The sequence below is a fragment of the Actinosynnema sp. NPDC049800 genome, from assembly GCF_040656635.1.
In the GTDB taxonomy this organism is placed as follows: domain Bacteria; phylum Actinomycetota; class Actinomycetes; order Mycobacteriales; family Pseudonocardiaceae; genus Actinosynnema.
In genome coordinates, this window is record NZ_JBFAMT010000106.1 from 1 (window position 1) to 13594 (window position 13594).

General features: G+C 73.9%; 15 protein-coding genes. 8 read left to right on the forward strand and 7 right to left on the reverse strand.

Features of this window, described 5'->3' with window-relative positions; translation table 11 throughout:
- Positions 1-134: 134 nt before the first annotated feature.
- Together AB0I91_RS44045 and AB0I91_RS44050 are read right to left on the reverse strand one after the other, a co-directional pair.
- Entirely contained in the window at positions 135-998 is an 864-nt protein-coding gene (locus tag AB0I91_RS44045; RefSeq protein ID WP_498773252.1) for an aminoglycoside phosphotransferase family protein, read from the reverse strand.
- Complete coding sequence (locus tag AB0I91_RS44050) at positions 995-1324, reverse strand: STAS domain-containing protein (protein WP_498773250.1); 330 nt, start codon at positions 1322-1324, stop codon at positions 995-997. Before AB0I91_RS44050 ends, AB0I91_RS44045 begins: the two co-directional genes overlap by 4 nt.
- Positions 1325-1493: 169 nt before the next feature.
- Between AB0I91_RS44050 and AB0I91_RS44055 the strand changes: the two genes are divergently transcribed.
- Both AB0I91_RS44055 and AB0I91_RS44060 read left to right on the forward strand, forming a co-directional pair.
- Complete coding sequence (locus tag AB0I91_RS44055; protein WP_499642215.1) at positions 1494-1880, forward strand: ATP-binding protein; 387 nt, start codon at positions 1494-1496, stop codon at positions 1878-1880.
- 149 nt (positions 1881-2029) lie between these two features.
- Positions 2030-2266, forward strand: coding sequence for a hypothetical protein (locus AB0I91_RS44060; protein ID WP_498773246.1), 237 nt, complete (start codon positions 2030-2032; stop codon positions 2264-2266).
- A 55-nt stretch (positions 2267-2321) separates the two neighbouring features.
- Here the strand turns inward: AB0I91_RS44060 and AB0I91_RS44065 are convergent, their stop codons facing one another.
- Both AB0I91_RS44065 and AB0I91_RS44070 read right to left on the reverse strand, forming a co-directional pair.
- Positions 2322-2522 (reverse strand): antitoxin, encoded by a 201-nt coding sequence (locus AB0I91_RS44065; RefSeq protein ID WP_498773244.1) that lies wholly within the window; start codon positions 2520-2522, stop codon positions 2322-2324.
- Positions 2523-2678: 156 nt separating this feature from the next.
- Positions 2679-2945 carry a hypothetical protein gene (locus tag AB0I91_RS44070; protein WP_498773242.1) on the reverse strand — a complete coding sequence of 89 codons (267 nt, stop codon included), beginning with the start codon at positions 2943-2945 and terminating at the stop codon, positions 2679-2681.
- A 343-nt stretch (positions 2946-3288) separates the two neighbouring features.
- Between AB0I91_RS44070 and AB0I91_RS44075 the strand changes: the two genes are divergently transcribed.
- Together AB0I91_RS44075 and AB0I91_RS44080 are read left to right on the forward strand one after the other, a co-directional pair.
- Positions 3289-4125: a peptidoglycan-binding domain-containing protein gene (locus AB0I91_RS44075; RefSeq protein ID WP_498773240.1), complete on the forward strand. Its 837-nt coding sequence runs from the start codon at positions 3289-3291 to the stop codon at positions 4123-4125.
- Positions 4126-4167: 42 nt separating this feature from the next.
- Positions 4168-5136, forward strand: a complete 969-nt coding sequence (locus AB0I91_RS44080; protein WP_498773238.1) for a pirin family protein — start codon at positions 4168-4170, stop codon at positions 5134-5136.
- Positions 5137-5330: 194 nt separating this feature from the next.
- Here the strand turns inward: AB0I91_RS44080 and AB0I91_RS44085 are convergent, their stop codons facing one another.
- A complete protein-coding gene (locus AB0I91_RS44085) occupies positions 5331-5663 on the reverse strand; it encodes a YnfA family protein (protein ID WP_498773236.1) in 333 nt (110 codons plus the stop codon).
- Positions 5664-5757: 94 nt separating this feature from the next.
- Here AB0I91_RS44085 and AB0I91_RS44090 point away from each other — a divergent pair, with 94 nt between their 5' ends.
- The 3 genes from AB0I91_RS44090 to AB0I91_RS44100 are packed head-to-tail and all read left to right on the forward strand — an operon-like array spanning position 5758 to position 8109.
- Entirely contained in the window at positions 5758-6567 is an 810-nt protein-coding gene (locus tag AB0I91_RS44090) for a class I SAM-dependent methyltransferase (RefSeq protein ID WP_498773233.1), read from the forward strand.
- Positions 6564-7520, forward strand: coding sequence for a saccharopine dehydrogenase family protein (locus AB0I91_RS44095; protein WP_499642217.1), 957 nt, complete (start codon positions 6564-6566; stop codon positions 7518-7520). Before AB0I91_RS44090 ends, AB0I91_RS44095 begins: the two co-directional genes overlap by 4 nt.
- A complete protein-coding gene (locus AB0I91_RS44100; protein WP_498773229.1) occupies positions 7489-8109 on the forward strand; it encodes a TetR/AcrR family transcriptional regulator in 621 nt (206 codons plus the stop codon). The genes AB0I91_RS44095 and AB0I91_RS44100 overlap by 32 nt, the downstream gene beginning before the upstream one ends.
- Here the strand turns inward: AB0I91_RS44100 and AB0I91_RS44105 are convergent.
- Both AB0I91_RS44105 and AB0I91_RS44110 read right to left on the reverse strand, forming a co-directional pair.
- Positions 8096-9037: a hypothetical protein gene (locus AB0I91_RS44105; protein WP_498773227.1), complete on the reverse strand. Its 942-nt coding sequence runs from the start codon at positions 9035-9037 to the stop codon at positions 8096-8098. The two genes, AB0I91_RS44100 and AB0I91_RS44105, sit on opposite strands and share 14 nt — an antisense overlap.
- Positions 9034-9435: a hypothetical protein gene (locus tag AB0I91_RS44110; protein WP_498773226.1), complete on the reverse strand. Its 402-nt coding sequence runs from the start codon at positions 9433-9435 to the stop codon at positions 9034-9036. Before AB0I91_RS44110 ends, AB0I91_RS44105 begins: the two co-directional genes overlap by 4 nt.
- Positions 9436-9501: 66 nt before the next feature.
- On the opposite strand from AB0I91_RS44110, the gene AB0I91_RS44115 reads away from it, so the two are divergent.
- Positions 9502-13458: a CHAT domain-containing protein gene (locus tag AB0I91_RS44115; RefSeq protein ID WP_499642220.1), complete on the forward strand. Its 3957-nt coding sequence runs from the start codon at positions 9502-9504 to the stop codon at positions 13456-13458.
- Positions 13459-13594 lie beyond the last annotated feature (136 nt).

Here is a 13594-nt window from a genome sequence, read left to right on the forward strand (position 1 = left end):
CGGGAAAAGCGTCCGCCAAGCCTGCCCGGCTTCGACCAGCCTATGGCACCCGAACCCATGTCAAATCGGGCCTAGGTGGGGATGCTGCGGGTCCGTTGTGGGCGGGTGGGGGGGTGGTGGACCGGTGGGTGGGGTCAGGTCAGGGCGGTGATCAGGCGGTGGCAGCGGATGGGGTCTTCGGTCAGACCCGCGTCCAGGCCCCACAGCCAGTAGTCGATGGCGCGGAAGACGACCCAGTTCCTGGCTTGGTCGCGGTTCAGGTTGGCGGCGTTGACGACGATGTCGAGGTGGGCGGTGATCGCGGTGTCGTCGGGCATGTCGTCGAGCCTCGTCCAGAGGACTCTGGCCAGGTCGTAGGCGATGTCGCCGCGCAGCAGGATCGGGTCGACGGTCAGCCAGGGTTCGCGGGTGCCGGCCAGGACTTGGGCCGAGTGCAGGTCGCCGTTGACGGCGAGCGTGGACGCGGTGGTGACCAGGGTTGCCACCGCCTCCTCCCCCGCGCGGAGGATGGCGCGGTCGAAGGGTTTGCCTTGGCGCAGCCAGTCCGGTTCCAGGCTCTCGGCGCGGGCGAGGGCCAGGTCGGCCGTCGAACGGGCGGTCGGTGGGGCCGGGACGGCCAGTCGTCGGGCCATCACGCCCAGTACCGCCATGGCTTCCTCGGACGGGAGGTCCAGGGCGCTGCGGTGCAGGTCGAGGCGTTCCAGGAGCATGACGCCGGCGGTCGGGTCGGCGTCGACGAGGTGGACGGTGCCCCTTCCCTGCCAGAAGCGCAGGGCTTCGATGTGCGCCCTCACGTCCTCGCTCGGCGCGTTCACCCGCAGCACGAGTGGTGTGCCCTCGCGGGTCACCGGGATGACCAGGGCGTGCGAGCCGTGCCTCACCGGGCCGTCCGGACGCAGGTCCCAGACCTCCAGGCGGTGCTCGATGGCGGTGGGGAGGGTGGCCAGCCAGTCCTGGTCGCGGGGTATCGGCGAGTTGCGGAAGGTCTCGGGGATCACGTGGTGGTCGTGGCCGATTCGACGGTGTCGTGGATGTGCATGACCTCGGTCAACTCGGTCAGCCGGAACAGCTTGTGCACGGAGGGTTGCATCGACGCCATCCGGAACTCCCCGCCCGAGCCGTCCAGTCTGCGGTGCCAGTCGAGCATCAGGGACAGGCCCGTCGTGTCCATGAACGGCACCCCGCTCAGGTCCACCACGACGTTGGCGCCCCTGCTCTCCTCGAGGCGGTCGGACAGCACGGGGACCGTGTCGGCGTCCAGTTCGCCCGACACCGCGACGACCGTCCAGTCGCCCCGCACCTCACTGCGCACCTGCAACTCCATGGTGCACGAGCCTAGCCACCGGATGGGCCCCGTGCCGATACCGCGTCCCGACGGACTGGTCACCGACGTGCCGCCGGACGCCGCCAGGACGCCGGTCGGCGCGACCGCCCGGTGCCACGACCGGTGGATGTGCGACCATGCCGTGACGGCCGATCAACGGGGAGCGGATGTGCGCAACGAGCCAGCAGCGCCGGTGGCCGTGACGCTGCCCGCGTCAGCGGGCTCATCGGCGCGGGCCCGCCAGGTGGTGGGCGACGCGGCGGCGGCCTGGGGGCTGTCGGAGGACGCGGGCGACGACGCCGCCTTGGTGGTGACCGAGCTGGTGTCCAACGCGGTGGACCACGCGACCGGGCCGGTGGGCCTGACCGTCTCGCGGACGGAGTCCGGGCTGCGGATCGAGGTGGCCGACGGGTCGTCCGCCCTGCCCCAGCCCAGACCCGTGCAGGTCGACTCGGCACGGGGGCGCGGGCTGATCATCGTGGCCGCCCTGAGCCGGGCGTGGGGCACCGACCCGACCGCCGACGGCAAGGTCGTGTGGGCCGAGCTCGACGGCTGACGCGACGGCGGGGTCACGGTCGCCGCGGTCCCACGGTCGGGTGACGGCCGGACGGGGACGAGCGGCGAAGTCGTCCGCAGGGGCGCCGGTTCCGCGTTCAGGGTGCGGAAAACGGGTATCCCCGGTGCGTCGACTAGTGAGGAGGTCATGTGTCCACCACGACCGAAACCGGTCAGGTGACCGGAACGCAGGACAAGGACTACAACATCATCTGGTTCGTCGAGGCGTGCCTGAGCAACGCGCTGCGGCTGGAGACCTACGTCGCCGACGCCGAGCGCGCGGGCGACCGCGAGCTGGCGGACTTCTTCCGCCGCGCCCAGGGCGAGAGCCGCAAGGGCGCCGAGCAGGGCAAGGCGCTGCTCGCCTCGCGCCTCACGCGCTCCTGAGCGCACGCGGAAGGGCCGCCCTCGATCGTGAGGGCGGCCCTCGGTCGTCTTCGGGCTACTGGCCTTCGCGGAATCGGTCCAGGCCTTCCTTGGCCTTGTCCGTCCCCTTCTGGATGTGCTCGGAGTGCTCACCGCCGGTGCGTTCGTCGACGAACTGGCCGGCCTTGTCGATGCCCTCGTCGGCCTTGTCGCCGTGCTGACCGAGAGCGTCCTTGGCCTTGCCCTTGAGGTCGTCGAACTTGTCGCCAATGCCCATCTGCGCTCGAACCTCCTCCGGGTGTCCCTCGTGGACACACCACAGGTGGGCTACCGCCGTCGTCGGCCGTTGATGCGCTCGGGCCGAGAACTCACCCGGTCGAGTTAGGTCGATGGTCGACGCGTCCGTCCACTTGCGACGGAGGCGCCGGCTCGCTCAGTCGCGGGCTTGGAGCGGGTACTCGGCCGTGCGCTGGTCCTGCGCCCGCTCGTTGCGGGTGCGCACCGGCGCGTCGTCCGCGGGCGGGTCGGGCAGGCCGAGCATCAGCAGCAGCTCGCGGCAGTCGTTCGCGTCGACCGAGTTGTCGGCGACGGTGCGCGCGGCCTGGTTGCGCTGAACGGTCTCGGCCCGGTCGGCCGCGGCCCTCGCGTCGGCGAAACCGACCGCGGCACCCTGTGATCGACCAGGTCTGGTCTGCGTCATGACGACCCCGCCTCCCCTGCCGACAGGGCCGCGCCACGCATGGGGAGAGCGTGGTGGATCGGACCGGCGTGCCTGCGGGCCGTAGGGGTAGATGATGTGAACGGATGGTCCGGCGACAAGCCGGTGCTCCCGTCCCCGGCCCTGAGGTGCGGCCGGACTGGATCGGGGACCGCGCCGGCCGAGTGCCGACAGCTCGTGCCCCAACTCGCCGGACTCTACTCCACGACCCTCGTCGGACGAAGCGCGCCGCCTGTTGTCAACAACCAACCAACTACGGCGAGGTGTTGCCAAGAACCGCCGATCCGCGCTTGACTGGCTGCGCTTCGTCGGAGGTGGACCGGAGGTGGACGTGGTCAACGTCAGAGTCGCGGTGGTCGGTGCGCTGATCGGGTTGGCCGGCCTGGCGGCGCCCGCCGCCGCCGAGCCCCAGGCCGTCGCACTGCCCGTGGTCGACATGGAGTCCGTGCTCAAGGCCGCGCAGATCGACCCGCGCCGGGCCGACTCGGCGATCACGCCGGGCAGCGGCGACAGCGTGCGGCTGGTGGAACGGGCGCTCGCCGCGAAGGGGCACCTCGCCTCGACCTACGTGGACGGGCACTTCGGCACCCGGACGATCGACGCCTACGCGGCCTACCAGCGCTCGCTCGGCTACACCGGGCTCGACGCGTCCGGCATGCCCGGACCGACGTCGTTGCGGCTGCTCGGCGAGACCACCTACACCGTCACCCGCGTGGTGTCGGCGGGCAGCCGGGTGACCTACCACAGCGCGCTGATGAACACCCGCACGAAGGCCATGCTGGTCGAGGCGGAACGGCTGCTGGGCCGGACGCTCGGCATCACGCAGGGCTCGTACAACCCGGGCGGCGTGCCCGGCTCGGCGGGCACCCACGACGGCGGCGGCGCGCTGGACATCTCGGTGTCGGGCATGACCGCGACGACCCGCACGAACGTGGCCAGGGTGTTGCGCCAAGTGGGGTTCGCCGCGTGGATCCGCACGCCCGCGCAGGGCTTCGACTACCACATCCACGCGATCGCGTTGGGCGACCCGGACCTGTCCACGGGCGCGCGGAACCAGGCAGGCGACTACTACCTCGGCTTCAACGGGCTGGCCAACCGCGGTCCGGACGACGGGCCGGTGGTGACCCCGAAGCGGACGTGGGAGGAGTACCAGCGCCTCTGAGCGCCCCTAGGATGGGCTGATGGCCGTCCGAACGGGGTCGCGATGAGCAACGTGGAGACCCACCCGTCCGAGTTGATCTGCGAGAGCACGTCCGGCGTCGCGGCGGTCGAGGTCCTCGACCCCCGCGACGTGCCGCTGGGCGGGCCGCGGGCGATGACCGTGCGCCGCACGTTGCCACAGCGGTCGCGGTCCCTGATCGGCGCGTGGTGCTTCGCCGACCACTACGGGCCCGACGACGTGTCGGTCAGCGGCGGGATGGACGTCGCGCCGCACCCGCACACCGGGCTGCAGACCGCGAGCTGGCTGTTCAGCGGCGAGATCGAGCACCGCGACAGCCTCGGGGTGCACGCGGTGGTGCGGCCGGGCGAGCTGAACCTGATGACCGCCGGGCACGGCATCTGCCACTCCGAGGTGTCGACGCCGGAGACGACCGTGCTGCACGGCGTGCAGCTGTGGATCGCGCTGCCCGACGCCCACCGCGACGCGCCGCGCGACTTCCAGCACTACGTGCCCGAGGCGGTGGCGCTGGACGGCGCGTCGGCGAGGGTGTTCCTGGGCACGGTCGCGGGTCGGACGTCGCCGGTGCGCACGTTCACGCCGTTGCTGGGCGCGGAACTCGTGCTCGAACCCGGCGCGCGGGTGGCGCTCGACGTGGACGCGGCGTTCGAGCACGGGGTGCTCGTCGACCTCGGCGCGGTGGAGCTCGGCGGCACGGCGCTGGCGAGCGGAGCGCTCGGCTACGTCGGCCCGGGCGCGGCGGTGCTGCACCTGGCCAACGTCACCGGGACCCCGGCGCGGGTGGTCCTGCTCGGCGGCGAGCCGCTGGGCGAGGACCTGGTGATGTGGTGGAACTTCGTGGGCCGCAGCCACGAGGAGATCGCCCGCTACCGCGAGCAGTGGCAGGCGGAGTCGGAGCGCTTCGGCCGGGTCGAGGGCTACCCGGGCGACCGCCTCCCCGCCCCGCCGCTGCCGATGGGCCGCCTCCGCCCGCGCGGCAACCCACCGGCCTGACCTGCTCAGCGTCCGCGCACGGGAGACGGGCAACCACCTGGCCTGACGGTCAGGACGGCGTTCCTCCAGGTGACCACGACCGGCAACGAGCGGTGCGGCTTCAACCGGCGGCGGGCACGGCGACCCCCGCGCACGACCGGCACGACGAGCGACGCCATGCCGCTGCCGACCGGCCCGTCAGGCCTCCGGGACCTTCACGGGCGCGGCGCGTACATGATCACGGCCACGCCGAGCAGGCAGATCGCCGCGCCGACGTAGTCCCACCGGTCGGGCCGGAACTTGTCCACCACCACGCCCCAGGCCAGCGACCCGGCCACGAACACCCCGCCGTACGCGGCCAGGATGCGGCCGAAGTGCGCGTCCGGCTGCAACGTCGCCACGAACCCGTACAGGCCGAGCGCCGCCACGCCCGCGCCGATCCACAGCAGGCCGCGGTGCTCGCGCACGCCCTGCCACACCAGCCACGCGCCACCGATCTCGGCCAACGCGGCCAGCACGAACAACAGCAACGAGCGGACCACGGTCATGGCCGCGACGATAGCCGGCGTCCCGCTCTTGACAACACCGGGTTCCGTTGTGAACAGTTGTTCATGAACAGACGTTCACAACCAGGGAGGCACCATGCCGAAGATCGTCAACACCCACCAGGCCGAGGCGTGGAACGGGTACGAAGGCGAGCACTGGGCCGAGAACCACGACCGCTACGACGCCGTGAACGCCGGTTTCAACGACCTGCTGATCGCCGCGGCCCGCCTCTCGCCCGACGACCGGGTGCTCGACATCGGCTGCGGCAACGGCCGGATCAGTTGGCTGATCGCGCCCCACGTCGCCCACGTCACCGGCGTCGACCTGTCCGGACCGATGCTGGCCCGCGCGCGAATGACGGCCACGGGCGTGCCGAACCTGACGTTCGAGCAGGGCGACGCGCAGGTCTTCCCGTTCCCGCCGCACGCGTTCGACGTGGCGGTCAGCCGGTTCGGGGTCATGTTCTTCGCCGACCCGGTCGCCGCGTTCGCCAACATCCGCGGCGCGCTGCGGCCCGGCGGGCGGCTGGCGTTCCTGTCGATGCGCGACCTCGGCGACCTGGCCGAGGTGTTCGCGGCGTTCGGCGGCTCGCCGATGTCCACGTCCACCGAGACCGGACCGCTGTCGCTGTCCGACCCGGCCGTGGTCGACCGGGTGCTCACCGGCGCGGGCTTCACCGACGTGACGGCCGAGGCGGTGGAGGCGGAGCAGGTGTGGGGCCGCGACGTCGCCGACGCGACGGAGTTCATCATGGGCTGGGGCCCGGTGCGGTTCGCCCTGCGCGACGCCTCACCGTCCACTGTGGACCGCATCCGCGACTCCGTCGCCGAGGCGCTGCGACCGCACGCCGACGGTGACGCGGTGCGGCTGCGCGGCACGGCCCGGCTCGTCACCGCGAGGGCGTGACCGTGGCCCGGGTGGTGGTCTTCGGCGGGTACGGCGCGGTGGGCCGGGAGGCGGCGGCCGTGCTGTCCTCGTCGCACGACGTGGTGGTGGCCGGGCGCAACCCGCCGGCGACGGTCCCGGGCGCCACTGCGGTGCGCGTGGACCTCCGAGGCGACGTGACCGGCGCGCTGGACGGCGCCGACGCCGTGCTGATGTGCGCGGAGGTCGACAACGCCCGGATCGCCCGTGCCTGCCTGGACCGCGGTGTGCACTACCTGGACGTGACGGCGTCGCACGGCACCGTCGCCGCGATCGGGGCGCTGGAGGGTGACGCGACCGCGTTGCTCAGCGTCGGCCTCGCGCCCGGCGTCACGAACCTGCTGGCCCGGCACTGCGTGGAGCTGACCGGCGCTCGGGACGTCGAGATCGGCGTGCTGCTGGGCGGCGGCGAGCGGCACGGCGCGGCGGCGGTCGCGTGGACGCTCGACGGGCTCGCCGACCTGGGCCCGTCCTGGCGGGTGGAGTTCCCCGCGCCCTACGGCACGCGGACCGTGCACGGGTTCCCGTTCTCCGACCAGCGCACGTTGCCGGACACGCTCGGCGTGGACCGGGTGCGCACGGGGTTGTGCCTGGACTCCCGGCTGGTGACCGCGCTGCTGCCCGCCGCCGCGCGGTTCGCGCACCGGCTGGGGCCACTGGCGAAGGCGCACGTCGGCGGTGACGGGTTCGCGGTGGCGGTGTCGGCGGGCGGGGTGACGTGCGCGTTCAGCGGGAGGCGGCAGAGCCGGGCCACCGGTGTGGTCGCGGCGCTGCTCGTCGACCGGCTGCCCGCCCTTCCGCCCGGCGTGTGGCACGTGGACCAGGTCGTCGACCCGGTGCCGTTCCTGACCGAGGTCGCGGCCCACGGCTTCGACCTCCACCTACCGCCTACGATGCACCCCGATGGCACCGCGACGAGCAGCAGCACTGCGTGACGGCGACGTGAGCCTGCGCGACCACCTGATCGCCGCGGCCACGCGCCTCATCGCCGAACGCGGCACCGCCGGGCTCACGGTCCGCGACATCGCCCGCGCGGCCGACGTCGCGGTCGGCGTGCTCTACAACCACTTCGCGGACAAGGAGGAGCTGCTCGCGCTGGCCCTGCACGAGCACGTCCGCGAGGTGGAGCGGCGCGTCGGCCGGCCGGCCACCGACGGCACGCTGGCGGAGAACCTGCACGCCTTCGTGACGCACGCGCTGGCCGTGCACGCGGCGTTCCTGCCCGCGTTCGCCGGGCTGATCGGCCACCCCGAGGTGTTCGCCCGGTTCGACGCCCTGCCCAACCCGATGGCCGATGGACGCGGCCTGCACGCCGCCCTGGCCGACTACCTGCGCACCGAACGGGACCGCGGCCGGATCGCCCCGGGCACCGACCTCCACGCCGTGGCCACGCTCGTCGTCGGCGCGTGCCACGAACTGGTCCTCCCCCGCCTCTACCGGGGCCTGACCGAGCCGGTGGACGTGCCGGCGGACCAGGTCGACGCGCTGGTCGCCACCGTCCTGAACGGCATCACGCCGCGCTAGGCGGGTCGTCGCCGTGGTCGTACTCGTCCGGCAGCTGGACGCCCTGCCGCCACTGCAGGCACAGTCCCTCGGCCAGGCGCCGCTCGTCGGCCCTGGTCCGGGGCAGCGGCAGGTGCAGGGCGGTCAGCAGGGCGAACCGACCCAGGTCGAACGCCACGGTGATCGCCTCGCCGTACGCGACCGCGGCGCGCACCGCGCCGGCGTAGGCGAGCCACCCGACGCCCAACGGGGCCAGCGCCAGCAGCCACCACCACCCGCTGCGGGCCAGCAGGCCGGCGGAGGCGACCGCGGTGATCACGCCGGTCAACGCGAGCCGCGCGGTGCTGTCGAGGCTGTCGCGCCGGGCGTCCACCACGGCCCGCACCTGGTCGGTCAGCACGGGGTACAGGCGCGGCCACGCGACGACCGCGTCCCAGCCGTAGTTCGCGCCCGCCCGCTGTTCGGCGGCGGCCAGCACGTTGCCGAGCGTCGTGGCGCGCACGTGCTCCTCGTCGGGGTAGCGCCGTTCGAGCCGCGTGCCAGCCAGGCCGGCGGCGAGGACCTGAGCCGGCGTCGGTTCGGCGTCGCCGGGCAGCTCGGTCTTCTTCACGAGCCTGCCGCGCCGCCACCGCTGCACCACCCGCAGCAGGAAATCCACCGGCGTGAGGAGCCGCGGCCAGTACCCCTCCAGCAGCCGCACCATCGACAGCTGCAACGGCATCAGCGCCACCGCGAGCAGGGTCAGCGCCACCGCGAGAACGACGACCTCGCCCGCGCCGAGCCCGGCGGCGGTCTTCCAGGCGCGCGAGAACGTCAGCGGACCGGGCGCGCCCGCCCAGACCAGCAGGAGCAGGAACACCGCCGCCGCGAGCGAAGGCAGGTAGCTCACGACCACGAAGCGCGGCGAGAACCCCTCGCCCGCCGGTTTGGCCAGTCCGGCGAGCGTCACGGCGCGGCCTCCATCGGACCGTGGCCGTTCGGGCACCCCGGCGCGCCGGACATGCCGACGTGCACGCGGTAGGCCGTGCTCTCGCACGTGCCGCAGGCGAAGCGCAGCAGCGCGTACCGCGTCGACTCGCCGGGCAGGGTCGCGCCGTCGCCCTCGCCCAGCCCGCGCACGGCCGATCGCCCCAGCCGGTCCAGGTGTTCCCGGGTGGTCACGCCGACCTCGCCGTCCTCGACGCGCAGCACCAGCGCCGGCACCGCGGCGTCCGCGGCGAAGACGGTCGCGGCGGCGCGGGCGGCGTCCGCCGGCTCCGTCCCGGGCGGCAGGTCCAGGCACGGCGCGTCCGATCGGGTGGCGCCGGGGTCGACGAGGACTCGGTAGAGCCAGGGCTGACCGGTCATGCACCGGGACGATACCGGGAGTAACGAGCGGTCAGCGGCGTGCGACCCCCATTCAGGGAGGTCGGTGTGGACGTCGGGCAACTGGTCGAGTCGCTGTTCCGGAGGGTCGACGCCTTCCTCGATCACGGGGACGCGGACCCGGTCCTCGCGCCCGAGGCGATCGAGGAAGCCGGCGCGCTCGGGGACGTGGGAGACCCGGACGCGCTCGCGGCCGTGGCGTGGTTGTGCTGGTGCCGGTACTTCGCCGGCGATCCGGGCCCCGACGTCGTGTCCGCCTACCTGGACCGGTTCCTCGCCTTGCGGCCGGAACACCCCGACGCGGTGCCGGACCACCTGGTGGCCGCGCTCGACCTGCTGGACGGCGACGACACCAGCGGCGACGAGTTCGACCCGCACTTCCTCTACAGCCTGGGCGGCGCCTTCTTCCGGCGGTTCGACGCGACCGAGGACCGGCTCGACCTCGATCGCGCGGTGGCGGCGATGACGGCGGCCGCCGCGCGGTTGCCCGCGGACCAGGAGTTCCACGGCGCGGTGCTGTGCCAACTCGGGGCGTTCCTGACCCGGCGAGGTCAGTCGGACGCGCCCGACAACCCGGACCACGCCGAAGCCGAACGGGTGCTCACCGCGTCCCTCGCGGCGGCGCGGCCCGAGTGGCGCTACCGGCCGGTGGCGCTGATGAACCTGGTCAACCTGCGGGTCGTGCGGTACGGGAACAGTCCCGGCCCCGAGACCGCCCGCCGGCTGATCGAGGAGATGGCGCGGACGTTGCGCGAACTCGATCCGGGCGACGAGATCCGAGTGCTCACCACCGACCTGGCCGCCGACCTGCTCGTCGACTTGGGCGAGCACGTGCGGCTGGAGGAGCCGGACACCATGATCGCCCTGTACCGCCTCGGGGTCGAGGCCACGGAGCCCGGTCAGCCGCTGCACTTCCACGCGCTGAGCGAACTGGGCGGCGCGCTCACCTTCCGCGGCGGCAACGGCGCCGCGACCGCCGACTTCGACGAGGCGATCGAGGTGCTGCGACGCGCCGCGGACTTGGCCGAAGGACCGCTGCTCGCCTTGGCGCGCACCAAGTTGTGCCTCGCCCACCTGGGCCGGTTCGAACGGCTCGAAGACCCGCGTGACATCGCGGACGGCGTCGCGGCGGGGCGTGCCGCCCTCGGTCCGGCGCGCGGCGAGCGGATGTTGACCGACTTCTGCGTGACGAATTTGGCGAGCGTGCTCATCTCGGCGCACGACTCCGGCACGGCCGGCGCGCTGGCCGAGGCCATCGAGCTGCTGCTGACCGCGGCGGACACCGAGGACGCGAGCGTGCGCGCGAGGGCGCGGTCGATGCTCGGCAACGCCTACCGCAAGTCGTTCGGCGAGACGAGCGACCGCACGACCCTCGACGAGGCGATCCGCCGCCACCGGTCGGCGATGGAGGCGTTCCCGCCGGAGCAGTTCGGCTACGCCGACCACCTCAACAGCCTGGCCGCCGCGCTCGTCGAGCGGGCGCGGCGGTTCGGTGGCGACGAGGACCTGGACGAAGCGATCGAGCTGTTCACCGCGGCCGCCGCCCTCATGCCGGACCGGCACCCCGAGCGCTTGATGTACCTGGCGAACCTCGTGCAGGCGCACCTCGACCGGTACGACCGGGACGGTGACCCGGAGTCCGCCGCGCGGGCGTCGGCCATCGCCCGCGAGATCACCGGCGCCGAGGCGCCCGTGGGGATGGCGGCCACCCAGCTCGGGGCGGTCGGCAGCGCGCTGATCACCGCCTACGACTTCGGCGGCGCCCCCGGCGACCTGGACGAGGCGGTGGCGGTGCTGCGGCGCGGCGTCGCGGTCACGTCCGGCCCGAACCCGGCGACGCTGAACCAGCTCGGCAGCGCGTTGATCCGCCGGCACGAGCGGACGGGCGCCGTGGCCGACGTCGTGGAGGCCGTCGAGGCCCATCGCGGCGCGCTGGCGGCGGTCGCGACGACGGACTCGCACCGGGGCGAGTACCTGACGAACCTGTCCAACGCGTTGGAGCACCTCTACCACGTCACCGGCGACCTCGGACACCTGGACGAGGCCGTGCGCGCGGGCATCGAGTCGACCGCGGTGGACGCGGGGTCGCCCACCCGCGTCTCGTCCCTGACGAACCTCGCGAAGGCCTCCGCGGCGCGCTACCACGCCCGCCACGACCCGGCCGACCTCGACCGCGCCATCGAGGTGGAGCGCGAGGCGCTGGCGCTCGTCGTGCCGGGCAACCCGCGGCGGGTGCGGTACCTGTCGAACCTCGGCGGCTCGCTCGCCGACCGCTTCCTGGTCACCGGCGAGGCGGCGGACCTGGACGAGGCCGTCGCCCTGCTGCGGGAGTGCGCCGAGCGCACGACGGCGGGCGACACGAGGCACGCGACGCACCTGTACAACCTCGGTCTCGTGCTGCTCCGCCGCCACCGGGCCGGGCACGACCCGGCCGACCTCGCGGAGGCCGTCGAAGCGCTGTCGGCGGCGGCCTCGGGCACGTCGCCCGCGATCGTGCGGGTGCAGGCGGCGCGGTTGTGGGCCGTGTCGGTCGCCGAGCACGACGTCGCGTCGTCGCTGGCGGGCTACGAGCAGGCCGTGGCGTTGTTCCCGGTGCTCGCGTGGCACGGCCTGCACCGCCAGGACCAGGAACGGCACCTGCTCGACCTGGTGGGCGTCGCCTCCGACGCCGCCGCGACCGCGCTGGCGGCCGGTCGGCCGGAACGCGCCGTCGAACTGCTGGAGCAGGGCCGGTCCGTGCTCTGGTCGCAACTGCTGGACCTGCGCACTGACTTCCTCGCGCTGCGAGGTGTGCGGCCGGACCTCGCACAGCGGCTGGAGGAGTTGCGCGACGGCCTGGAGGAGCCCGCGGCGAAGGGCGACGTCGATCCCACGCCCGCCACCCTCGACCGTCGCATGGCGCTGGCCCGGCAGTGGGACGAGACCGTGGCCGAGGTCCGCGGGCTGCCGGGACTGGCGGACTTCCTGCGGCCCCGCCCGTGCGCCGAACTGCTCGGGGCCGCGGCCGAGGGGCCGATCGTGGTCGTCAACGTGAGCACGGTGCGCTGCGACGCCCTCGTCATGACGCCCGAGGGGGTCGACGTGGTGCCGCTGCCGGGCCTGACCGCGCAGGACACCGCCGAGCGCGCGGACGAACTGGCCGCGGCGGCGCACGCCGCGCACGACCTCGCGGGTGTCATCGCGCACAACGCGGTGCTGGACGACGTGCGGGCGTGGCTGTGGCGGGTGGTGGCCGAGCCGGTGCTCGCGCACGTCGGCCCGGCGCCCCGGCTGTGGTGGTGCCCGACCGGCGCCCTGACCCGGCTGCCGGTGCACGCCGCGGGCATCCCCGGCGGCCCGGCGTCCGTACCCGACCTCACGGTGTCGTCGTACACGCCGACGGTCCGGGCGCTTTCCCTGGCGCGCGAGGCGAAAGCGACCCGGGGCGACGGGGTGCTCGTCGTCGCGGTCCCCGAGGTGGAGGGCGCCGTGCCGCTGGACGTCGAGCCGGAGGTCGCCGCGCTCACCGAGCTGTCCCGCGGTCGGTGCACCGTGCGCCGCTCCGCCGACGCGGTGCGCGACCGGGTGCTCGCCGACCTGCCCCGGCACGGCCACGTGCACTTCGCCTGCCACGGCATCGTGGACTCCGCCCGGCCGTCCGCCTCGGGCCTCCTGCTGCACGACGAGCGGCTGACGGTCGCCGACGTGTCGCGGCTGCGACTGGGCGCGGAGCTGGCCTACCTGTCGGCGTGCGACACCGCGAGCGGCGGCGACCTGCCCGACGAGTCGCTGCACCTGGGCGCTGGGCTCAACCTGGCCGGGTACCGGCACGTGGTGGCGACCCTGTGGCCGATCCACGACGCCACCGCCGGCGAGGTCGCCCGCGGTTTCTACGAGCACCTCGGCGCGTCGGCCGCGCCCGACCGCGCCGCGTTCGCGCTGCACGAGGCCGTGCGGGACCTCCGGGCCAAGGGCTGGGACACGCTGCCCGCCATCTGGGCGCCGTACGTGCACGTGGGGCCGTGACCCCAGCGGGTGTCGGGCCGCGTGGCTCACCCGTCCGACCGCGTCGCGTTCGTCGACGCGGTCGGACGCCCCCCCTCCGACACCCCCCCCCGGGGGTGGGCGGCGAGCCGCAGAAACGAAGAGCGTCGGGGAGGGG

What these genes read in the sequence shown, in the direction of transcription:
- AB0I91_RS44070 (WP_498773242.1), bottom strand. Translation starts at nt 2,945, where the DNA reads ATGACGCAGACCAGACCTGGTCGATCACAGGGTGCCGCGGTCGGTTTC.
- AB0I91_RS44050 (WP_498773250.1), bottom strand. Translation starts at nt 1,324, where the DNA reads ATGGAGTTGCAGGTGCGCAGTGAGGTGCGGGGCGACTGGACGGTCGTC.
- AB0I91_RS44080 (WP_498773238.1), top strand. Translation starts at nt 4,168, where the DNA reads ATGAGCAACGTGGAGACCCACCCGTCCGAGTTGATCTGCGAGAGCACG.
- AB0I91_RS44090 (WP_498773233.1), top strand. Translation starts at nt 5,758, where the DNA reads ATGCCGAAGATCGTCAACACCCACCAGGCCGAGGCGTGGAACGGGTAC.
- AB0I91_RS44085 (WP_498773236.1), bottom strand. Translation starts at nt 5,663, where the DNA reads ATGACCGTGGTCCGCTCGTTGCTGTTGTTCGTGCTGGCCGCGTTGGCC.
- AB0I91_RS44065 (WP_498773244.1), bottom strand. Translation starts at nt 2,522, where the DNA reads ATGGGCATTGGCGACAAGTTCGACGACCTCAAGGGCAAGGCCAAGGAC.
- AB0I91_RS44100 (WP_498773229.1), top strand. Translation starts at nt 7,489, where the DNA reads ATGGCACCGCGACGAGCAGCAGCACTGCGTGACGGCGACGTGAGCCTG.
- AB0I91_RS44110 (WP_498773226.1), bottom strand. Translation starts at nt 9,435, where the DNA reads ATGACCGGTCAGCCCTGGCTCTACCGAGTCCTCGTCGACCCCGGCGCC.